Raw genomic sequence first — 20,810 nt, 5'->3', positions numbered from 1 at the left:
AATGATTACCCGATTTTCAAAGAAAGAACACCGACGAAATGGACCGATTGATTCATTATACGTGTTTGGACGAACTAGGTTTCGTTTTGTAGAAACTATAGAGGACGCTGATCAAGATGACGAGAACAATCGTCCCGAGCGACATCCAAATCGGCATCTTGTATACATCGCCCAAGATCATTTTCGCCCCGATAAAGACGAGCATGAAACTGAGACCGTGTTTCAAATAGTAGAAACGATCGATCAAGTTGGCAAGGACGAAGTAGAGACTACGGAGTCCGAGAATCGCCATGATGTTGGCATAGAAGATAATATACGGGTCACGCGAATACGCAAAGCTCGCGGCGACCGAGTCGACGGCGAAGACAATATCCGACAATTCGATAAAGATGAGCGCGATGAAGAGCGGTGTGAAGAACAACTTCCCGTTGATCCGTTTCGTGAACTTCCCAGATGAAATGTCTTGCGTGATCGGAAGACGTCGCTCGAGCCAACGAATCGTCTTATTTTCTTCGAGTGACTCGTCTTTCCCGATATTCTTGTACATCATCCAACCCGTATAGACGAGGAACGCTCCGAACACGTAATACACCCAACCGAAGTTTTCTAAAAGAGATACCCCAGCGACGATGAAGACGGCGCGGAAAAGAATCGCTCCGAGAATCCCCCAGAACAACACTTTGTGCTGATACTTGAGCGGTATGGCGAAGTAGGCGAAGACAAGTGAGAAGACGAAGACGTTATCAATGGCGAGTGCCTTCTCGATGAAGTACACGCTCGCATATTCCGTCGCGGCCGTACTGCCCTGTGTGTAGAACAACCATCCCCCAAACACGATGGCAATCCCGATCCAGACGAACGTCCATGTCCATGCCTCGCGGAGCGAGACTTCGTGTGCCTTGCGGTGGAACACCCCGAGGTCGAGTGCGAGCATGAAGATGACGATGAGTAAAAACCCGATGAGTAAGGTCAATAACAATTCCTCCTTTTTAAGTTCATGTGAACTTCTATATTTTTAATATAGGTTCACATGAACTTAAAGTCAAATGTTATTTTTTGTTGGCATGTTCCGTTACGTTAATTGCGTGAACAGAACGGGAATATGGTCTGAAGCATGAGAAAGGGGATGACCGTATGAAGTATTTAGTCACCGGTGCTACCGGTAAATTAGGATCGAAAATTGTAGAGGAGTTACTCAAATCAATCGATGCGAGTGACCTTGCTGTCAGCGTACGAAATCCGGAGAAAGCAGCATCGCTGAAAGAGCGCGGGGTTGATGTACGACACGGAGATTTTGATCAGCCGGACACACTCGATGAAGCGTTCAAAGGTGTTGAGCGTCTGTTGATCATCTCGGCAGATGGCGATAACGACACGCGGATTCGGCAACATACGAACGCGGTCGAGGCGGCAAAACGGGCTGGCGTCTCATTCATCGCCTACACGAGTCTCGCCGATGCGACGGACAGTGAGAACTTGATGGCACCTCCACACGTCGTCACAGAGGAAGCGATTGTGGAATCGGGAATTCCATATGCGTTCTTGCGAAACAATTGGTACTTAGAGAACGAATTGCCAAGCATACAGGCAGTCGTTGACGGGGCACCGTGGATCACGGCGGCTCGGGACGGGAAAGTCGGCTGGGCGCCTCAACAAGACTATGCGGAAGCGGCGGCGAATGTCCTGTTGAAAGAACAGCAAGAGAGTGCGGTATATGAATTGTCAGGACCGCTCCATACGCAAAAAGATCTAGTCGATGCACTCAGTGAGGTATTAGGACGTGACGTCATGATGCAAGAGCTGAATCTCGAGGCATATGAAGAGACGATGCGCGGGGCAGGGATGCCTGATGACGTGGTCGCACTTCTCGCCGGCATCCAGCGAAGCATCCGTCAAGGAACGCTCGAGATTCATGAGAGCGACTTTGAACCGGTTCTCGGACGTCCGGTCACACCGCTCGTTGAAGGAATTCGTCAATTGCTTGATCGATAAAAAGCATGCCCCCGACCAACCGGTCGGGGGCATTTGTGTTAGGCGCGTGATGCGTGATCTTCGAGTTGAGTCGTCACATCTTCGAGTGCGTTCGCCGTGACGGCGAGACGGTCCGACATAGAACTGAGTTCTTTTTGGACGGCGACCTGTTCTTCCGTTGCGGCGGCCACGTGGTGAATCTGTTGTTGCAGTTCACTTGAAGCATGTTTCGTCGATTCGAGGCGTGTCTCGAGCGTCTCCATCTGCGTCGTCACGAGTTGTCGCGTCTCTTGGATCGAGGCGATTTGTGCGTCGATTTCTGATACGTCTTCCGTGAGACGACCGAAGACAGCCGTCACGTCGTTTGTGACCGTTTGACAATTTTCAGTCGCTTGTTTGAAGAGGTGAGCCGACTTTGAGACGACCGTCGTATCTTCCATCAATCCACCGAGGACGCGCGTCATTTCCGATGCGTATTCTCTGGACTGGACAGCGAGTTTTCCGACTTCAGAGGCGACGACGGCGAATCCACGACCGGCCTCTCCGGCACGGGCCGCTTCAATCGATGCGTTTAAGGCGAGCATATTCGTCTGTTCACTGATTGAGCCGACTTGCTGCAAGATGTCTTGAATTTCAGAGGAACGATTCGTCATCGTTGCGACGATCTGTTCGAGTTGCTCGGATTCCGTGATGATTTCATGCACTTTTTCTTCCATGAGACGCATATCCGTATTCCCGGAGAGGGCGTCTTTGGCGATGCGGGACGAGGCTGCTGCCGTTTGCGCCATCCGTTCCTGGATAAGAGCGGTCAGCGAACGGATGGATTGAATCTCATCTGCACCTTGTACCATGGAAGCTTGTTGAGACGAAGCGTGCGCGACAATCGGGTCGACTGTGATGGCGATTTGTTCCCCAGATTCGAGCGACTGATTCGCAGCCGATTCGAGTTCCTCCGCATGACTATTCAAGGACTGAACGAGGGAACTGACGTCTTGAATCGCTTGTCGCAATAACTGTCGTGTCTCCTGTTCGTGCGCCTCGACACGTTCCGTCTCCTTGTTGCGGAAGTGGATCTGGGCGACGAGTACGGCACTGAGCAAAATCAAGTATACAGCGTGGACGAGCAATAAGCTGAACGGATAATCGCTCGTTCCACAAATGAGCGCAGGGAATAAAAAATACCCTGCTAAATGCTGTACCGCAAAGATGCCGGTACTGTACAAAATCAAGTCGATGCGACGCATGAACGACAGGATGGCCAAAACGACAAAGATGGAGAAGTGATACTCAACGAGTCCTTGTCCACCGGCGACCGTCGAGATGCTCGCGAAGGTGAGTGTCAGCATCATCCAATACGGGAACATCTTGCTTTCTCGCTTCAGGCTGATGAGCATCATCCCGAGGAAGACGAGTGGGAGTGCGAAGAGCACCCATGTCACACTCGAGTACACATAGCCGTCCGCGCCGTTTCGTAAAATCGTATACGTGTAGGCAAATTCAGTAAAACGGTGAAGCAAATGGACGATAACCGACGTCATCACAATCAATAACGTCGTCAACAGCATCAACTGATTTCTTTTCATCAAACTCATGTTTCTTTCCTCACATTCTCGTATTCATTTGTTGTGGCTCTATACATATCGGACGAAGTTCATTGATGTTTATACGAATTACACATTGAGCGCACAAAAAAAGAGCATGAAGCTCTCTTTCATGATTTTTCAATTTAAGCCAAGCCATTTCTTGACGGGCTCACGGAAGATATATGTGATGACAATCAATCCGACGAAGACGAGTGCGGCGATGAAGATCGTCGTGACGCTACCTGACGCGAGGCTCGCCCCGAGGAAACTGTAGGCGAACGTCCCTGGAATCATACCGAGCACGGTCGCCGGGACGAACGCACGGAAACGGACGCGCGAAATCCCTCCGGCGTAACTGAGCAAGTCGAAACTGACGAGCGGGATGAGTCGTAAGACGAACACATATAAGAAACCGCGGCGCTCCATCTGGGTGAATAGCTTTTCCGACCATGGATAGCGATCGACGTTAACGACCGAACGTCCAAAGAAGCGTCCCATGACGTAACCGGTTGTCGCAGCAGCGGTCGCCCCGATGATGATATAGAGGACCCCTGGCCATACGCCGAACGCGAGACCGGCTCCAAGTGACAGCACGGAAGTCGGTAAAAATGCGACCGGACCGATGGCGTAAAGGAATATAAAGAATAATGGCCCCCAAAATCCAAATGACAAGACGATGTCCCGAATGTCAGACGGACGCAACTCATAGTGGAAGTGGGTGATATAGAACAACGTGCCGAACACGAGTAAGAATAAAGAGATTTTCAGCCAGCGTGGCATGAGGCGTCCCTCCTTTTTTCTAAGCATACCGTATACGCGGTTCACACAAGAAAACGAATGTGCGAAAAAACCGAAGCGTTAGCCTCGGTTTCCTTCATAGCGCTGAATCCATTCATCGACAGTCATCTTCTCGACGAGTTCCCCGACCAAATCAAACGGGATCCGTTTCACGTTATTGAAGCGAATACAGCTTTTCCCCATGTCGAGTTTCGTCGGGACGCGTTTCTCATACTCCTGCTCGAACCAAGCGAGCAATTCAGGGTCGGCGTAAATGCCCATGTGATAAAGTCCGACATGGCGCTTTTGCGCGATCACGCTGATAAAGGGAAGAGGTGTACCCGGTGTGACGTGATAACCGGACGGATATCGCTCGAGTGGGACGACGTAATGGACGCCATGTCCGTCCGTCGTCTTTTCAAACCCTTCTGGTAAGTGCTCATCGATGACCTCGATCAGATGGATGAAGGAATCGAGGCGTGCCTCGTCCACGAGTGTCGTCACGTCCATCATAATTCGCCTCCCCGTAGAATCTTCTCCATTTTCTTCCCCTTCGCCAACTCATCGATGAGTTTATCCAAGTAGCGAATCTCGCGCATGAGCGGCTCTTCGACGTTCTCGACGCGGACCCCACAGACGACGCCTTTGATGAGGGCGCGGTCTTCATTCAGACGAGGTGCTGAAGCGAAGAATGTGTCAAAATCAACTTGATCCTCAATTTGACGTTCGAGTTCGGTTTCATCATAACCCGTCAACCATTCGATGATTGTGTCGACTTCCTCTTTCGTCCGTCCCTTCCGTTCAGCTTTGGCGACGTAGAGCGGATAGACGCTCGCAAAGCTCGTCGTGTAAATACGATGTGCCATCTTTCTCCCTCGTTTCGGTCCTATTTTCTCTATTTTCTCATATTTCGACCGAAGTAGGTTAGACCCATTCCAAAATCCCGTTCAAACCTTCATAAATCGTATCCGGTTCCACATCGAACGCTTCAAACGGTAAGTCGTTCCGATTGATCCAGGCCGCGTGGAAACCAAAGTTTTTCGCCCCGGCGATGTCCCAGCCGTTTGACGATAAGAAGAGCACCTCGTCACGACGGAGACCGGACGTCTTGAACCAATGCATATAGGCGGCTGGTGTTGGTTTCGGTTGTTTGATCCCGTCGACGCTGACGATTTCATCGAAATAATCGGTAAGACCGGCGTTACGGAGCAGTTCCTCAAGCATCTCGTCCGTCCCGTTCGAGAGGATGACGGTCTTCACGTCGTGCAGCTCTTTCAGGACCGGTTCGACCTCCTCATACGGTGTGAGGTGCGCATACGATTCAATGAGGCGTTGTTCGATGTCCTTCGTTGATGTTGCGTCATGGACGGCTAACGCATAACGAAGTGCGTCCCGGGTAACCGACTCGAAATCTTCGTAACGTCCCATCATGTGGCGCCAAAAGAAATACTCGAGTTGTTTCGTCCGCCATACTTGGCTGATGGCTGCTCCTTTTTCAGGGAACTCTTGTTCACAGGCGTCCTTCACCGAATGGACGTCGAATAAGGTGCCATATACGTCAAAGACGATCGCTTTGATTGTTGGTTTCATAAAAACATTCCTCCTTCTGTGTCGTTATACCCGTCTTGTTCAGAATATAATAGGGGAAAGGGGGTTCGACATGTATATCCAAAACCGTTATTCCGTGAAAGACGAAGCTGACATCTTTGTTTTTTTGCATGCCCATCCGTTCGGCACGATCGTGACGCATGACGGGGATAAACCGATTGCGACACACGTCCCATTACGATTCGATGAAACGAACGGTCAACTGACGACCCACGTGTCAAAAGCGAATCCGCAGTGGCGAACGATTGAAGATCAAACCGTTCTCGTCATCTTCCAAGGACCAGACGCTTATGTGTCAGCATCCTGGTACGGTCACGAGGACGTCTCGACATGGAACTATCAAGCCGTACATGTGTATGGACGTGCGACGATTCTCAATGAGAACGAATTGATTGAGGAGCTCGCCGGATTGCTCGATGAGCACGAAGGGGAGCGTGAGCATGCGGTGCGTTGGGAAACGTTATCGGAACCGGTGAAGCGACAGATGAATGGCGTCGTCGGGTTCCGGATTGACATCACCGATATTCAGGCGACATTCAAGTTGAGCCAAAACCGAAACGACACGGACCATGAACGAATCGTATCCGAGCTTGAAAAACAAGATGAACCGATCGCAGACGTCATGCGACGGCATCGAAAGTCCTAAGCAACCTGTCCTAAAACGGCAGGTTTTTTCATATTTCTTTGCCGAATAGCGGTTGACATGACTTAGGAGCAGGTCTATACTCATAAATGATAATGATTATCAGTATCGGCAAAATACAGAGAAGTTTGAAAAGGAGAAAAATCACGTGAACAACACATTCAAGAAATGGTTACATATGTTCATCTTTGTGTCGGCATTCGCACTCATCTTAGCCGGTTGTGGTTCGGATGAAGCGGAGAACGCTTCCACGAACGAAGGGACGGAAGAATCGGCAGAAGGTTACCCGATCACAATCGAGCACGCATTCGGAGAGACGGTCATCGAAGAGAAACCAGAACGTGTCGCAACGATTTCTTGGGGGAACCATGACGTCGCACTTGCGCTCGACGTCGTACCGGTCGGATTCTCGGCTGCGAACTACGGTGTCCAAGACGACAGCGGTATGCTTCCATGGACGGCAGAGAAGTTGAAAGCACTCGGGGAAGAGAACCCGAACATCTATCAAGACACAGACGGATTAGACTTTGAAGCAATCGCGGATTCAAACCCAGACGTCATCTTGGCGGCCTACTCAGGGATCACGCAAGAAGACTATGACACGCTCAGCCAAATCGCGCCGGTCGTGGCGTACCAGGAAACACCTTGGGTCACGTCATGGCAAGACATGGTTCGCTATGATTCACTCGCAATGGGACTCGGTGAAGAAGGCGAACAGTTGATCAAAGACACGGAGCAGTTGATCACAGACAAAGCGACAGCCGTTCCTGAGATTGCTGGAAAGAAAGCTGCATTCGTCTCGATGAGCGCGGAAGATCTTTCAAAATTCTATATCTATACGACGGGTGACCCACGTGGTGCCTTCATCGAAGAACTCGGGATGGAGTATCCACAAAACATTATCGACGAAGCAGAAAAAACAGACAGCTTCTATCTTGAGCTCAGCAAAGAGAATGCTGATATCTTGAACGACGTCGATATCTTCGTCACATACGGAAATGAAGATACGTTGAAGGCGCTCCAAGCAGACCCGCTCTACAGTAAAGTACCAGCCATCGAACGCGGATCGGTCGTCTTGATCGAAGATAACACACCACTCGCAGCGGCAGGTACACCGACGCCACTTTCGATTGAATATACAATCGATGAGTACGTCTCACGCGTATCGGACGCGCTCGCGAAAGTAAAATGATGCAACAACAGGTGAAACAGATGCATACCCCGAAGTACTTCCCGCTCCTGTTGATCGGGACGCTCGTACTGACGGTGGTATGTATTCTGGCATCCCTTGCCTTCGGCTCACGGACAGTCGGGTGGAATGAACTGCTGGACGGTTTATTCCGCCCGGCTGTTCAGTCGTATGAAGCGGACATCGTCCGGGAACGGGTCATCCGGACAATCTTCAGTTTCATGTGCGGGGCAGCGCTCGGTGTGGCGGGGGCACTCATGCAGTCGGTGACGCGTAACCCGATCGCCGACCCGAGTATTCTCGGAGTCAACACGGGAGCAGCGCTCGCAGTCGTCATCGGGATCGCGTTTTTCAACATCTCGACAGCGAGTGCGTTCATCTGGTTCGCGCTCGTCGGGGCGTTGTCGACGGCCATCTTTGTCTTCGGCATCGGCTCGCTCGGTCGAGGTGGGGCGACCCCGCTCAAACTCGTCTTGGCGGGAGCGGCGACGAGTGCGGCGTTGTCATCCCTCGTCATGGCGCTCATGATCCCGCGTTCGAACGTCATGGATCAGTTCCGCTTCTGGCAAGTCGGGAGCGTCGGAGCAGGAAACATTGATTCCATCTATACGTTTTTACCGTTCTTATTGATTGGTCTCGTGATTGCAGTCGTGACCGCGCCTTCCTTGAACGCACTCGCACTCGGGGAAGAAATGGCGAAGAGTCTTGGGGTGCGGACGGGTACGTTGAAGCTGACCGCCTCGTTCGCTGGCGTCATTCTTTGCGGGGCGGCGACGGCGCTTGCCGGTCCGATTGGCTTCATCGGTTTACTCGCCCCGCATTTGATTCGGCTCGTGCTCGGTCCGGACCAGCGTTATCTCATGCCGATGTCTGCCCTAGCCGGTGCCATCATTCTGACCTTTTCGGACGTCATCGGACGTTTGCTCGGAAGTCCGGGGGAGCTTGAGGTCGGGATTGTGACGGCGTTTATCGGGGCGCCGATCTTGATTCTATTGACGATGAAAGTGAAAGTACGAGGATTATGATGCAACCAGCGATTGAACAAATCAGACAAGGACGCATGAAGCGCCGTCGTCGTTACGTCGGGATGACGCTTCTCTTGAGCGTCATCGCGCTCGCGCTGAGCGGCTTGATGCTTATGCTAGGTAATACGATTTATCCCGTTCAGGACGTCATCCGCGTCTTGCTCGGGGAAGACGTGCAAGGGGCGACGTTCGCTGTTGAGGTGCTTCGTTTACCACGTATGCTCGCCGGTGTCTTCGCCGGGGCGGCGTTTGGTGCCGCGGGAACGATTTTCCAGACGATGCTCCGTAACCCGCTCGCTAACCCGAACGTCATCGGCATCACGACCGGGTCGAGTGCGGCGGCCGTCTTCTGTATCGTCGTCCTGCAGTCGAGTGAGGCCATCATCTCGATTGCATCGATTATCGGAGGTCTCGTGACGGTGCTCGTCATCTATTTCTTATCCAAAGGGGCATCTTTCTCGATTGGTCGCCTCGTCTTGGTTGGGATTGGCATCCAGGCGATGCTCACGGCGGTCATCAATTACTTACTGCTCATCAGCCGACAAAATGATGTCGCAATGGCTATGAGGTGGTTGACAGGAAGCCTAAATGGGGCGAAGCTTGAAGAGTTGCCGCCCTTAATCATCACGGTACTCATCTGTTTACCGATTGTACTGTTACTCACCCGTCAGCTCGAAATGCTCGAGCTCGGTGAAATGGCGGCGACAGGGCTCGGAATCAATACGAACCAAACCCGATTACTTCTCATCGTTGCGGCGGTGTTCATGCTCGCTCTCGCGACAGCGACGACGGGACCGATCGCCTTCATCGCCTTTTTGGCGGGACCGATCGCCAAACGCCTCGTCGGGACGAGCCATGCCGGGATCTTACCGGCAGCGCTTGTCGGGATCATCTTAGTGCTCGCGGCCGACCTCGTCGGACAATTCGCCTTCACGGCACGCTATCCGGTCGGTGTCATCACCGGCATCATCGGCGCGCCTTATCTCTTATACTTGTTGATTCGGATGAACCAGAAAGGGGACTTCTAAATGGCATCCATTATGAAAGTGGAACATCTCACCTCAGGATACGAGGACAAGATGATTTTGAACGATATTAGTCTTGAAATTCCTAGCAACCAGATTAGCATCATCATCGGTGCGAACGGTTGCGGGAAGTCGACGCTACTGAAGACGATGGCACGCCTCATCAAGCCGAGTGCCGGTCAAGTGACGCTTTATAACAAGCCGATCTCGAAGATGGCACCGAAAAAGCTGGCGCGTGTCCTCGGGATGTTGCCACAGTCCCCGGTCGTACCGGAAGGGATCACGGTCGCCGATCTCGTCGGTCGCGGTCGTTATCCGCATCAATCGTTCTTGAAGGGATGGACGAAAGCCGATTATGAGGCCGTCGCCGAGGCGATGGAGATGATGAATATCACCGAGTTTGCGGACCGTCCCATCGACGAGTTGTCAGGCGGACAGCGTCAACGCGTCTGGATTGCGATGGCACTTGCCCAACAGACGGACGTCCTCTTCTTGGATGAACCGACGACGTATCTCGATATCACGTATCAAGTCGAAATTCTCGACTTGTTGACGGACTTGAATCGGAAATACGGGACGACAATCGTCATGGTGCTTCACGATATCAACTTGTCGGCGCGTTATGCGGACTATATCTTCGCACTTGACAAAGGGAAGTTGATCGCGGAAGGGAAGCCATCGGACGTCATCACGTGTGATTTGATCCATCGGGTCTTCAACCTCCGTTGTTCGGTCATGTGTGACCCGGTATCCGGTTCACCGTCCGTCATCCCGATTGGTCGCCATCATGTGCAGCCAGAAACGGAAGAGGCGCCTGTCGCGCAACTCGAGTTGGTATAAGGTGAATTTGAAGGGAGAAGGAGCGGAAGTTCCTTCTTTTTTGTGTCTCTATGAAAGCGTTCTAAAAAAGTCGTTGACTTCTCCAAAGGGCGGGTGTATGCTATAAATCCTGCCCAAAAATGAGAGGCACGGGGACTGGCATCAGTTCATTCGATATTCGAGAGGAATGACTTAAGATGAACCAACAACAATTAGTCGAGCGCGCACGCCAATTGAAGGACAATGCGTATTCACCATATTCGAAGTTCCGCGTCGGTGCGGCACTTCTCATGAAGGACGGCACGGTCATCGACGGCGTCAACGTCGAGAACGTCTCGTTCGGAGCAACGAACTGTGCAGAGCGCACAGCGATCTTCACAGCGGTCGCACAAGGATACAAAAAAGGTGACTTCGAAGCGGTTGCCGTGTCTGGGGACACGGAAGACTTCTTGCCACCTTGCAGCATCTGTCGCCAGGTCATGGTCGAATTCGGCGATCCTGACTTCAAAGTACTCCTCACAAACGGCAACGCCGATGTGAAAGAAGTGACACTTGGGGAACTCGTTCCGCTCGCGTTTACAGATTTGGATATGTGATCACGGACCCCTCAGATTTCTGAGGGGTTTTCTTATCCGAAAAAGCGAAAGAATAATCGCGGGATGGCCTGAATGATGTAAAAAAGCAGTTCTGAAAAATCGAGGGCTACGAGCCCATTTGACCAAGCATCCTCTTCGCGGGAGGTGACCACTTTTCCACGCACAGGTCGCTTTCGGCCTTTCCATCGAATCGGGAGAGCGGTCGCGGTGTCCACATCTGGATGATTCATGACGCGTATATGCAAACGTGGCTCTACTGTGTTTCCAGAGCGTCCGCAGCGGGCAATCAACTTTTTGGTTTTCACTTGGTCTCCAACTTTGACGATAATCGAACCGCTCTCTAAGTGGGCGAGAAGGCTGTATTCATCATGTTTGTGTTGAATAATGACGTGATTGCCGAGTGGATGATCAGGATTTGGTTCATCTGCTAATCCATCGACGACCTGATAAACCGTACCGTCGAGCGGAGACAGAACTTGTTCTCCGAACGCATACGAGCCATTCATCCCAACTTTTCTGCGATTGTAGGGTTGCTGATCTTTTGTTTTCAAAAAGTCATAACCATCACGTTTCTTTCGAATCGGTTCATGAAGATACATTCCGACGTTCGTCCCTTCGGAGACGACGAACCACTGCTCTTTGAATGGAAGATGGTATTTGTTTTTCGTGAAAGGATTAGTCTCTTTTGAAGAGGATGTGACCGTCATCTGAATGGATTCAATTTGATTCACGCGATTGAATTGAACGGACAATAACTTTTCTTTTCGGAAATCCGACCATAATACATACCGATTCCCATTCAACATCATCTCATTGAGCAGACGATAGCGCCGAATTCCATGATGAAAAGAAGACGCTTCGTGATGAAACGTGTCCATGGAATAATGAGATTTGCATGAATCGGACATTTGATGATAAATGTCATCGAACTGTCCGTCTTTGAATAAGTGAATGAACTTTTTGTTCTCGTGATGCATACACATACCGCCTTTGTTGAGTGTTGATTTTATATACGGACAAAAATTTATAAATGATTCGTCGTAAAATAGGCAAATGTTTTGATATATAGTGAGCATGAATGGGTAGTTGTGAGAACGTATACGATTCATTTGTTAGGTAGCCCTAGGAATGCAGAACGTCGATTAAATGCAAATAAGGAAATGGGGAAAACTACAATAAAAGTATAAGAACTACTTCACATCATAGCTTATACGAATCGTGGAAGAATAGATTTGAAATGTATAAAAAGACTCACATCAATCAAAGATGAGAGTCTTTTTTGACATTTCGAGAATTATCGAATAACATAAGCGTATGAAAAATGCTGTGGAACTATTTAAAGTGTTGGGAAATGAAACGCGACTCGAAATGTTGCATTGGCTGAAAGAACCGATGCGTCACTTTGATAAACCGACAGCGCATCTTACGAAAAATATGAGCGAGAAAGGAGGCGTATGCGTTGGGGATATCCAAGAAAAGACCACGTTATCCCCGTCGACGGTCTCACATTATTTAAAAATGATGCAAAGCGTTGGATTGTTAGAGTCAGAGCGACACGGGCAGTGGACGTACTATCGAAGAAATGAAGAAGTGCTCCAAGAACTGTCTCGGTATATCGGAGAAGAGCTTTGACTCTTTTCCACGCTTTTAATTTCGATTTTTCTCGAAATATAGATATAAGTAGCGTATGAAATGGAGGAATGCAGTATGAAATCACTTTTTTATGTCCTCGCTTTTTCAGCGGGGGTGGCGCTCAGTCTTGAGGGAGCGATGTATGCGAGTTTAGGAGAGACAATCGGAAAACTCGAAAGTAGTTTATATAACTTTGCCGTCGGTACGATTATTTTAGGTGTGGCGCTATTATTCTTCGGCAAAGGCAAGTTGTCGTATACAAAAGAAGCGCCGAAGTGGCAGTTGACAGGAGGACTACTTGGATTGATTTACCTCACAATTCTTGTCGTCGGAATCCCGTTGATTGGAGTCGGTATGGCAATGAGCAGTGTCGTCGTCGGTCAATTGATCATGTCGATGGTGATCGAACACAATGGTTGGCTTGGAAGTCCGAAAGTGACAGTACGAAAAGAAAAAATCATTGCGGTCGCACTGATGATCGTATCGTTATTCTTAATCTATTGATCGGGAGGTTGCAAACATGTCTATTTTATTATTACTCGTCACCGTTCTTGGAGGTGCGCTACTGAGCGCTCAATCTTCTGTGAATGGCGCGTTCAGCCGTAAGGCAGGTACATTAGAAAGTGCATTCTTAACATTCATTACGGGAGCCATGATGTTGTTTTTACTCGTTTTGTTCTTTGGAAGCGGGAAGATTTTAAGCATTTTAGACGCTCCAATTTGGCAATTGAGTGCTGTGTGGCTCGGAGTAGGTTATTTATTTTTGACAATCTTAGCAGTACCAAAAATCGGTGTCATTGCAGCGAATTTAGCAGCTATCATCGGTCAACTTTCAATGGGAATGGTGATTGATCATTTTGGATGGTTCGAAGGTGCTGTGATTCCATTCGACACGAAGCGGTTGATTGCGTTGATTCTAATGGTTGTCGCATTGCGATTATTGTATGTAGGGAACGTAAAACAAGCGAAAGAAGGATCTACTTCCAAATCGATCGCCTCATAAGAAAATCTCCTGAAACACGTGTTTCAGGAGATTTTTGTTATAGACTGATTGATTTACCGTCTTCAGGAACAAATAGTCGATCGGCAAATTCATGCTCTTCTGCATAAGCTCGTAAGTCAGTGCGTGATAAGTTCCAGTGGTTCACTGCTTCCATATGAACGGCGATGATGCGAGCCTCTGGGGCAGCTTCTGCGACATGAAGCACGTCCACTTCATTCATGACGAGTGAACCACCTTCTAAGAATTGATTGTCTCCCGCATTGACGACGATCACCTCTGGACGATGTGATTGAATGGTTTCAGCGACACCTTCATACCAAACTGTATCTCCTGCGACGTATAATGTTTTTTCGGTTTCATGTGTAAAGACGACACCACACACTTCACCAGTCAACGATAAGATGTCGCCTCGACCATGTTCCCCGACCGTTTTGACGAGATGAATACCTTCGAATTCGGTCGATTCAGTCAACACGCGAACATCCGTGAATCCATCCTGTTGGATTGTGGTTTGGTCTGACTCATTTTGAACGAAGATCGGAAGCTCTTTTGCAAGTACCTCTTTTGCGACTTCGTCATAGTGGTCGAGATGAAGATGGGTCAAGATGACGGCATCAATTCCGTGTAGAAGATTTTCAATCGAAATCGACAATTCAACGAGTGGGTTTTGCTCATCTTGACGTGCCGAGTTTGGGAAAGGTGGATATGTGCCTTTCTTCGCAAGGAACGGATCGATAAGAAACGTCTTTCCAGCGTATTCAAGGCGGAGTGTCGCATTTCGGATCAATTGAACGTTCATAGGTGATTCTCCTTTTTCCATGTAGTATATATGTAGTGTAGAACGTACCCGTTTTGTAAGACATCACATCATTCAAGTCTTTTTATCAATTGACTTGAATGATGAAAGGAGTTGCTGCATGGACGCAACAGATCGACGTATTATTGAAGCCTTGCAACAAAATAGTCGGATGACGATGAAGGAATTAGGCGAACTCATTCACTTGACGGGGCAAGCGACAGCCACACGCGTTAAAAAGTTAGAAGACCTAGGGATCATCGAAGGATATACGATTCGAATCAACGAAGAACGAGTTGGTCTACCGATTCATGCGATGATTACAATCTACACGACGAGTACATTTCATGATCCGTACCTGCTCTTTCTTAAAGAGCATCGGCAATTCGTGAGACATAACTACAAGGTGAGCGGGGATGGGTGCTATCTACTCGAATGTCGCTTCCCGACGAATCAAGAACTGAATGCATTTTTAGATGGACTCAGCAAATACGTGAACTACAAACTATCGCTCGTCATTCATCAAGACACCCAGTGAATCGTTGAATTCACTGGGTGTTTGTTGTTTCATGTCTTCGACCGGCACGGATGATAAAGCGATACTCTTCACTCTTGAAATACGTTTCGGTGAACTCAAAGCGGCTGCCATCCATGAGAAACGAATATAGTTCGACTTTGAGTATCGGTGTTCGATCGCTCACCTCGAGCATTTCAGCAATTTCTTTCGTCGGCAAGACCGGGATAAATTCCTGAACACTGTCTGCAATCTTCAGGTTTTTGACATTTTCAATGTAATCGTACTTCGATCGTGTCATTACCTCATACGTTAAATCCGGAAATAGTTGGAGTGGAAGATACGTATCTTCGACAATGAGTGGTTCTCCGTTCGCAAAGCGTAAACGACGAATGTAGTAGACAAGAGCATCTTCATCGAGCTCGAGTATTTCCCTTATTTTTTCAGTCGGAGGTTGAACGGTGAAAGTAAGTACTTTACTCGTGACGTCCTTTCCTTCCCGTTTCATGTCTTCAGTGAAGCTTTTTAATTCGTACATATTATGTTCAATCTTTTCGGATTGTACATATGTGCCGCTTCCTTGTCGTTTCCAAAGCAATCCTTCTTCTTGAAGTAGTTTGACGGCTTGTCGAACGGTGACTCGACTCGCTTTAAATTCCTCGACGAGTTGTGCTTCTGTCGGAATCGCTTCACCGGGCGCCCAATCGCCGGTCTCGATAAACGTGCGCATCTCCTGAGCGATCCGCTGGTATAGCGGAGATTTGGCTTTCATGTAGATAACCTCCTGATTGTATGCGTTCATTACTCATAGTATACAAAAATAAAACGTTTTCAAAAAGGTGTTGACGGTTCAAATAATATGTATTAGATTTGTATTGTAATCAATTAGATATGTATTGAAAGGGGAACGCACACATGAAAAAACCACAGCGTCTCGTAGTCGTCGGTGGAGGTAGTACGTACACAATCGGCATGATCATGAGTTTGATTGAGGAAAAAGCACACTTCCCACTTCGTTCCATCACGTTTTACGATACAGATGAATTACGTCAAGAACGTGTCGCGAAAGCGAGTGAAGTCATCTTGCGTGAGCATTATCCAGAACTCGAGTCGTTCGAATACACGACGGACAAAGAATATGCTTTTAAGGATAAGGATTTCTTCTTCGTCCAAATTCGGACAGGTGGTTTGGAAATGCGCGAAAAAGATGAGCAGATTCCGCTTCGACATGGCGTGGTGGGACAAGAAACGTGTGGACCGGGCGGAATGTCATACGGGATGCGCTCAATCGGAGATATGATTGAACTCGTCTCTGACATTCGCGCCGGCTCACCGGATGGCTGGATCTTAAACTATACGAACCCTGCTGCGATTGTCGCCGAGGCGCTCAAACGTGCTTACCCGGACGATCAAAAAATATTAAATATTTGCGACATGCCGGCAGCAATCATGGTGAGCTATGCGAAGATTCTTGGTAAAGAGATTTGGGATCTCGTTCCGGAATATTTCGGACTCAACCACTTTGGTTGGTTCACAGGCATCTTTGATAAAGAAGGCAATGAATTGACTGCAGATATCAAACGCGCCATTTTAGAAGACGGCTTCATTCCAGAAGATTCGGAGATTGCGAATGACCCATCGTGGATCAAGACGTTCAAACAAGTAGAGAAGATGCTGACGGATTTCCCAGAGTACTTACCGAACACGTATCTTCAATATTATTTATATCCATCTGACATGGCAGAAAAAGAAGATGTCACGAACACACGGGCGCGGCAAGTAATCAACGGACGTCAAGAGCGTGTCTTCTCGATGTGCGATCAGATTATTCAAGATGACTCGCTCGAAAACGTCCATCTAGAGGTCGATATCCACGGCTGCTATATGATTCGGGTCGCTGCTTCGCTAGCCTATAATAACGGTGATATTTTCATCGTCATGGTGAAAAATGATGGTATCATTTCGAACTTGCCAGACGATGCGATGGTTGAAGTGCCTGCGATGCTTACCAATCGTGGACCGAAACCATTCGCAGTCGGAAAGATTCCTCGTTTTTACAAAGGAATGATTGAAGGACAGCTTGCTTATGAACAACTCGTTGTCGACGCATACTTCGAAAACAGTTATGAAAAGGCACTTCAGGCGCTGACACTCAATCGTACAGTCGTCGATGCACCGGTGGCTCGTCGAATCTTAGATGATTTGATTGAGGAAAACAGAACGTACTGGCCGGAATTAAAATCGGGCGAGACAGTAGCAATACGGTAACTAGAGAGGGGAGGCAATCCCCTTTCTCATTGTCCAGATTGATAACGCTTACAAGATGAGGAGTGAATCGAATGAGTCAATGGTTTGGAGTTTTTCAAAAGTTTGGGAAGGCGCTCATGGTACCGGTCGCTTTATTACCGGCTGCCGGAATTTTGCTAGGACTAGGTGCGGCACTCACAGGTCCTTTAGCAGATAGCTGGACTTTTTTACAGAACGGAACGGTAGAAGCGATCAGTGCTGGGATGTTACAAATTGGTCTTAGTATTTTTGCGAACTTACCAATCATTTTTGCAATCGGGGTCGCAGTTGGTTTGTCAGGGGGATCAGGGATTGCCGCACTCGCAGCACTCGTCGGATATGTCATTATGAATACGACAATCTCAATCTCTCTTGGTATCACGGCAGAAATGGCTGCTGAGAGTGGGGAATATGGCATGTTACTTGGTATTCCTTCCCTTGAAACCGGTGTACTCGGAGGGATTGCGGTCGGATTGCTCGCAGTATGGGTTTATAAAAAGTTCCATACATTTAATCCGCCAGAAGTGTTGGGATTCTTTGCAGGTGATCGTTCTGTCGGGATTGTGATGGTCTTCTTCTCAATCTTACTCGGATTTGTCATGATGCTCATCTGGCCGCCAATTCAATCGGCACTAACTTCAATGGCAAACGTCATCGCGAGTGATGCGACTAATCCTGCATACGTAGGGTTATATGGGATGTTGGAGCGGTTATTGATTCCGACTGGATTACACCATATTTGGTATGCTCCGTTCCTGTGGACATCTCTCGGTGGAACAGCAACGGTCGGTGATGCGGTCGTGAACGGTGATCAGTATATTTTCCTTGCTCAAATCGCGGAAGGTGTCGAAGTGACGGCGGGACGCTTCATGTCAGGTAAGTTCCCAATCATTATGTTTGGTTTACTCGGGGCGGCGCTCGCGATGTATCGTCAAGCTGATCCGGACAAACGTCCTGTCGTTCGAGGCTTATTAATTGCAGCAGCCGGTACAGCTTTTCTAACAGGAATTACAGAACCGATTGAATTCACTTTCTTATTCGTGGCACCTGTCCTGTATGTCATCCATAGTGTGTTGACGGGGATTTCCTTTGCGCTCATGTATGCGCTCGACACACATATCGGTTGGGCTGGAGGATCAGGGTTGATTGACTATATTTTAGTGAACGTCTTACCAAGAACACCACGCTGGTGGATGAATATCGTCGTCGGCATTGGTTTCTTCATCGTTTACTATAGTATCTTTACTTTCGCTATCAAGAAGTGGAATTTGGCAACACCAGGGCGTGGCGGACAAGAAGCGAAACTGTTTACGCGTAAAGACTACAATGATAAAAAGTCAGGTCAATCAGCGATTCAAACGACAGCACTTGCGATTGAAGAGGCACTTGGGGGACGAGAGAACATCCGTGATATCGATGCATGCTTCACACGCCTTCGTGTTGAAGTAAATGACGTTTCTCAAATCAATGAGGATGAACTAAAAGTACTCGGAGCAGCTGGAGTCGTCAAAGTGAAAAATAACATTCAAGCGATTTTTGGAGGTCGCTCTGATCTATACAAAAATGAGTTGCTACGCATTCATAAGGAAATGGATGAAGCGAATTGAAATCGGGCTCAACCGCACGGGTTGAGCCTTTTCAGTCTTCATACGTATAGTGCTACAAGACGTTCCGCATGCTCCTTCATCATCTCCCGCAACGCACGCGGTGCCTTGACCTCCACTTCAGCCCCAGCCTTCAACAACTGTCTCGACAAAAACGGAAGCTCTTCTTCGGGTACGCGCCATTCATTCTTTTGTTCGATATCGGGTAATACTTCTTCAAGTAAGCGACGTCCAAGTGGCGTCAGTTCGAGTTGAACGGTTACACCGATTCGTTCGTCACTTGCCTGAAGCAAGGTCACCAAATCCTCGGACTCAAACGGTTCCTCGAGCAACTTGACCGCTTCCACTCGGTCGATTCGATATTGACGATGCCCCAGCTCAGACAGCCCGAAGACGTACCACTTCAAGTCAAGGAGTGCCATACCGACCGGTGCGACGATGAACGTACGTGGTCCTTTCGTCGTTTGATACGTCATCTCGATCTTGTTCTTGTGTTCGACCGCCTGATAGATGTCTTTTGTGAACGGAGCCTTTGGAATTTGTTTGTTCCCGAGCCATAGGATATTTCGTTCTAAGCGACGAATCTTCGTCTCCAAGTCTTGCGGTAACTCGTTCACATACCAGTCGGACAATGTATGTCGTACATCACCAAATGGCACGTCCGGGATGTGTTCCATCCATTTGAGCGTGAGGTAGAGGGCGACGGCTTCTTGTTCGCGGAGGTGAAGGGGTGGTAACAAGCGGTTCGGTAGCATCTCATAGCCGCCACCGATCCCAGGCACACTCCAAATCGGATAACCGAGCTCCTCAAGTGACAGCATATCCCGCTGAATCGTCCGGATGGAAGCGCCTGTCTCTTGAGCCAGTTCTTCAGCGGTTACACGTCGTCCTCGATTGAGCAGCCGAATCAGTTGTAAATGTCGTTTTTTCACATGTATCATTCCCGTCATCTTTTGTCGTGTTTATTGGTTAACCTGAATATATCACGAATCAAGGAGGAAAATACGATGCCGAATGTAGTGTTGTATATTGCGATGAGTTTAGATGGGAAAATCGCTCGGTCGAACGACCAGCTCGATTGGTTGTTCGCCGTAGAGGGAGACGGGGACAACGGATACGCTGAATTTTTCAAAACCGTTGGTGCCGTCATCATGGGACGAAAGACGTATGAGGAAGTACTGCAACTCTCAGAAAAGTATCCATATCCAAACATGCCGAACTATATTTTGACGCGTCAGCCTGACCGTGAGGCAGAGCACGTCACGTTCACGGATGAACCAATCGAAGAACTGATTCATCGGTTGAAAGGAGAAGTCGATCAAGACATCTGGCTCATCGGTGGGGGTGAAGTCATCAAAGCAGCGATGGAACATGATTTGATTGACCGCTATGAGATTGCGATTGCGCCGGTCATCCTCGGTGAAGGGATTCCTCTCTTCCCAGAAGGTACAAAAGAGACGAAACTTCGACTAACAAGTCAACGGGTATCCGGTCAATTTGTGATGGTGACATATGAACGGTAAGTGAACGTCGAGTCCGTCTAGGGCTCGACTTTTTTGTGGTCATGTTCGATATTCTGAAATCCAATTTACTTCAATAATAAAAATATTATTTAAAATAAAATTCATATTGTTTAAAATGTTAGTAAATGGTTCAAATTGGATATATGAAGATAGTAGCACGAACATCACGCTTACTGAGAGGGTCACATTATGTTCATTAACCTAATCGCGAATTCA

Annotated in this window: 24 protein-coding genes; 14 read left to right on the top strand and 10 right to left on the bottom strand. The window is 48.6% G+C overall.

Features of this window, described 5'->3' with window-relative positions; all coding sequences use genetic code 11:
- Positions 1 to 55: 55 nt before the first annotated feature.
- The gene (locus tag KNP04_RS05130) at positions 56 to 973 is read right to left on the bottom strand and encodes a TerC family protein (protein WP_214874906.1); all 918 of its coding nucleotides are present in this window, start codon (positions 971 to 973) and stop codon (positions 56 to 58) included.
- A gap of 161 nt (positions 974 to 1,134) precedes the next feature.
- Between KNP04_RS05130 and KNP04_RS05125 the strand changes: the two genes are divergently transcribed.
- A complete protein-coding gene (locus KNP04_RS05125) occupies positions 1,135 to 1,992 on the top strand; it encodes an SDR family oxidoreductase (protein WP_214874905.1) in 858 nt (285 codons plus the stop codon).
- A gap of 38 nt (positions 1,993 to 2,030) precedes the next feature.
- Here KNP04_RS05125 and KNP04_RS05120 read toward each other — a convergent pair whose 3' ends face one another.
- The 5 genes from KNP04_RS05120 to KNP04_RS05100 form a co-directional block, all read right to left on the bottom strand.
- Entirely contained in the window at positions 2,031 to 3,563 is a 1,533-nt protein-coding gene (locus KNP04_RS05120; protein WP_214874904.1) for a methyl-accepting chemotaxis protein, read from the bottom strand.
- A 129-nt stretch (positions 3,564 to 3,692) separates the two neighbouring features.
- A complete protein-coding gene (locus KNP04_RS05115; protein ID WP_214874903.1) occupies positions 3,693 to 4,334 on the bottom strand; it encodes a TVP38/TMEM64 family protein in 642 nt (213 codons plus the stop codon).
- A gap of 78 nt (positions 4,335 to 4,412) precedes the next feature.
- Entirely contained in the window at positions 4,413 to 4,844 is a 432-nt protein-coding gene (locus KNP04_RS05110; protein WP_214874902.1) for a DUF1801 domain-containing protein, read from the bottom strand.
- A complete protein-coding gene (locus KNP04_RS05105; protein WP_214874901.1) occupies positions 4,841 to 5,197 on the bottom strand; it encodes a DUF2200 domain-containing protein in 357 nt (118 codons plus the stop codon). The genes KNP04_RS05110 and KNP04_RS05105 overlap by 4 nt, the downstream gene beginning before the upstream one ends.
- A gap of 58 nt (positions 5,198 to 5,255) precedes the next feature.
- Positions 5,256 to 5,921 carry a haloacid dehalogenase type II gene (locus KNP04_RS05100; protein ID WP_214874900.1) on the bottom strand — a complete coding sequence of 222 codons (666 nt, stop codon included), beginning with the start codon at positions 5,919 to 5,921 and terminating at the stop codon, positions 5,256 to 5,258.
- A 70-nt stretch (positions 5,922 to 5,991) separates the two neighbouring features.
- On the opposite strand from KNP04_RS05100, the gene KNP04_RS05095 reads away from it, so the two are divergent.
- The 6 genes from KNP04_RS05095 to KNP04_RS05070 all read left to right on the top strand — a co-directional run bounded on the left by KNP04_RS05095 (position 5,992) and on the right by KNP04_RS05070 (position 11,236).
- Positions 5,992 to 6,585, top strand: coding sequence for an FMN-binding negative transcriptional regulator (locus KNP04_RS05095; RefSeq protein ID WP_214874899.1), 594 nt, complete (start codon positions 5,992 to 5,994; stop codon positions 6,583 to 6,585).
- Between the two features lie 175 nt (positions 6,586 to 6,760).
- Positions 6,761 to 7,774 (top strand): iron-siderophore ABC transporter substrate-binding protein, encoded by a 1,014-nt coding sequence (locus KNP04_RS05090; protein ID WP_214875169.1) that lies wholly within the window; start codon positions 6,761 to 6,763, stop codon positions 7,772 to 7,774.
- A gap of 20 nt (positions 7,775 to 7,794) precedes the next feature.
- Positions 7,795 to 8,796 (top strand): FecCD family ABC transporter permease, encoded by a 1,002-nt coding sequence (locus KNP04_RS05085; protein ID WP_483297964.1) that lies wholly within the window; start codon positions 7,795 to 7,797, stop codon positions 8,794 to 8,796.
- A complete protein-coding gene (locus KNP04_RS05080) occupies positions 8,793 to 9,824 on the top strand; it encodes a FecCD family ABC transporter permease (protein WP_214874897.1) in 1,032 nt (343 codons plus the stop codon). The genes KNP04_RS05085 and KNP04_RS05080 overlap by 4 nt, the downstream gene beginning before the upstream one ends.
- A complete protein-coding gene (locus KNP04_RS05075; RefSeq protein WP_214874896.1) occupies positions 9,825 to 10,661 on the top strand; it encodes an ABC transporter ATP-binding protein in 837 nt (278 codons plus the stop codon).
- A 176-nt stretch (positions 10,662 to 10,837) separates the two neighbouring features.
- Positions 10,838 to 11,236 (top strand): cytidine deaminase, encoded by a 399-nt coding sequence (locus tag KNP04_RS05070; protein WP_074035820.1) that lies wholly within the window; start codon positions 10,838 to 10,840, stop codon positions 11,234 to 11,236.
- A gap of 32 nt (positions 11,237 to 11,268) precedes the next feature.
- Here the strand turns inward: KNP04_RS05070 and KNP04_RS05065 are convergent, their stop codons facing one another.
- Entirely contained in the window at positions 11,269 to 12,213 is a 945-nt protein-coding gene (locus tag KNP04_RS05065; RefSeq protein WP_214874895.1) for a M23 family metallopeptidase, read from the bottom strand.
- A 337-nt stretch (positions 12,214 to 12,550) separates the two neighbouring features.
- On the opposite strand from KNP04_RS05065, the gene KNP04_RS05060 reads away from it, so the two are divergent.
- The 3 genes from KNP04_RS05060 to KNP04_RS05050 all read left to right on the top strand — a co-directional run bounded on the left by KNP04_RS05060 (position 12,551) and on the right by KNP04_RS05050 (position 13,871).
- Positions 12,551 to 12,868: an ArsR/SmtB family transcription factor gene (locus KNP04_RS05060; RefSeq protein ID WP_214742031.1), complete on the top strand. Its 318-nt coding sequence runs from the start codon at positions 12,551 to 12,553 to the stop codon at positions 12,866 to 12,868.
- 75 nt (positions 12,869 to 12,943) lie between these two features.
- Positions 12,944 to 13,372 (top strand): DMT family transporter, encoded by a 429-nt coding sequence (locus KNP04_RS05055; RefSeq protein ID WP_214874894.1) that lies wholly within the window; start codon positions 12,944 to 12,946, stop codon positions 13,370 to 13,372.
- Between the two features lie 16 nt (positions 13,373 to 13,388).
- Positions 13,389 to 13,871: a DMT family transporter gene (locus tag KNP04_RS05050; protein WP_214874893.1), complete on the top strand. Its 483-nt coding sequence runs from the start codon at positions 13,389 to 13,391 to the stop codon at positions 13,869 to 13,871.
- Positions 13,872 to 13,908: 37 nt separating this feature from the next.
- Here KNP04_RS05050 and KNP04_RS05045 read toward each other — a convergent pair whose 3' ends face one another.
- Positions 13,909 to 14,670, bottom strand: a complete 762-nt coding sequence (locus tag KNP04_RS05045) for an MBL fold metallo-hydrolase (protein WP_214874892.1) — start codon at positions 14,668 to 14,670, stop codon at positions 13,909 to 13,911.
- A 118-nt stretch (positions 14,671 to 14,788) separates the two neighbouring features.
- On the opposite strand from KNP04_RS05045, the gene KNP04_RS05040 reads away from it, so the two are divergent.
- The gene (locus KNP04_RS05040; RefSeq protein ID WP_214874891.1) at positions 14,789 to 15,205 is read left to right on the top strand and encodes an Lrp/AsnC family transcriptional regulator; all 417 of its coding nucleotides are present in this window, start codon (positions 14,789 to 14,791) and stop codon (positions 15,203 to 15,205) included.
- A 10-nt stretch (positions 15,206 to 15,215) separates the two neighbouring features.
- Here the strand turns inward: KNP04_RS05040 and KNP04_RS05035 are convergent, their stop codons facing one another.
- Positions 15,216 to 15,953, bottom strand: a complete 738-nt coding sequence (locus tag KNP04_RS05035; protein WP_214744468.1) for a GntR family transcriptional regulator — start codon at positions 15,951 to 15,953, stop codon at positions 15,216 to 15,218.
- A gap of 143 nt (positions 15,954 to 16,096) precedes the next feature.
- Here KNP04_RS05035 and KNP04_RS05030 point away from each other — a divergent pair, with 143 nt between their 5' ends.
- Together KNP04_RS05030 and KNP04_RS05025 are read left to right on the top strand one after the other, a co-directional pair.
- Positions 16,097 to 17,449 carry a 6-phospho-alpha-glucosidase gene (locus KNP04_RS05030; RefSeq protein ID WP_214874890.1) on the top strand — a complete coding sequence of 451 codons (1,353 nt, stop codon included), beginning with the start codon at positions 16,097 to 16,099 and terminating at the stop codon, positions 17,447 to 17,449.
- Positions 17,450 to 17,520: 71 nt separating this feature from the next.
- Entirely contained in the window at positions 17,521 to 19,074 is a 1,554-nt protein-coding gene (locus KNP04_RS05025) for a PTS transporter subunit EIIC (RefSeq protein WP_214874889.1), read from the top strand.
- 38 nt (positions 19,075 to 19,112) lie between these two features.
- Here KNP04_RS05025 and KNP04_RS05020 read toward each other — a convergent pair whose 3' ends face one another.
- Positions 19,113 to 20,012, bottom strand: coding sequence for a helix-turn-helix transcriptional regulator (locus tag KNP04_RS05020; protein ID WP_214874888.1), 900 nt, complete (start codon positions 20,010 to 20,012; stop codon positions 19,113 to 19,115).
- A 66-nt stretch (positions 20,013 to 20,078) separates the two neighbouring features.
- Between KNP04_RS05020 and KNP04_RS05015 the strand changes: the two genes are divergently transcribed.
- Positions 20,079 to 20,594, top strand: coding sequence for a dihydrofolate reductase family protein (locus KNP04_RS05015; RefSeq protein ID WP_214874887.1), 516 nt, complete (start codon positions 20,079 to 20,081; stop codon positions 20,592 to 20,594).
- The last annotated feature ends 216 nt before the right edge of the window (positions 20,595 to 20,810 follow it).

Origin of the sequence: Exiguobacterium sp. CH10 (assembly GCF_018617635.1) — a bacterium.
Lineage (GTDB): Bacteria > Bacillota > Bacilli > Exiguobacteriales > Exiguobacteriaceae > Exiguobacterium > Exiguobacterium aestuarii_A.
Note: the sequence above shows the minus strand (reverse complement) of the source record. Positions and strands in the feature narration are given on the sequence as shown.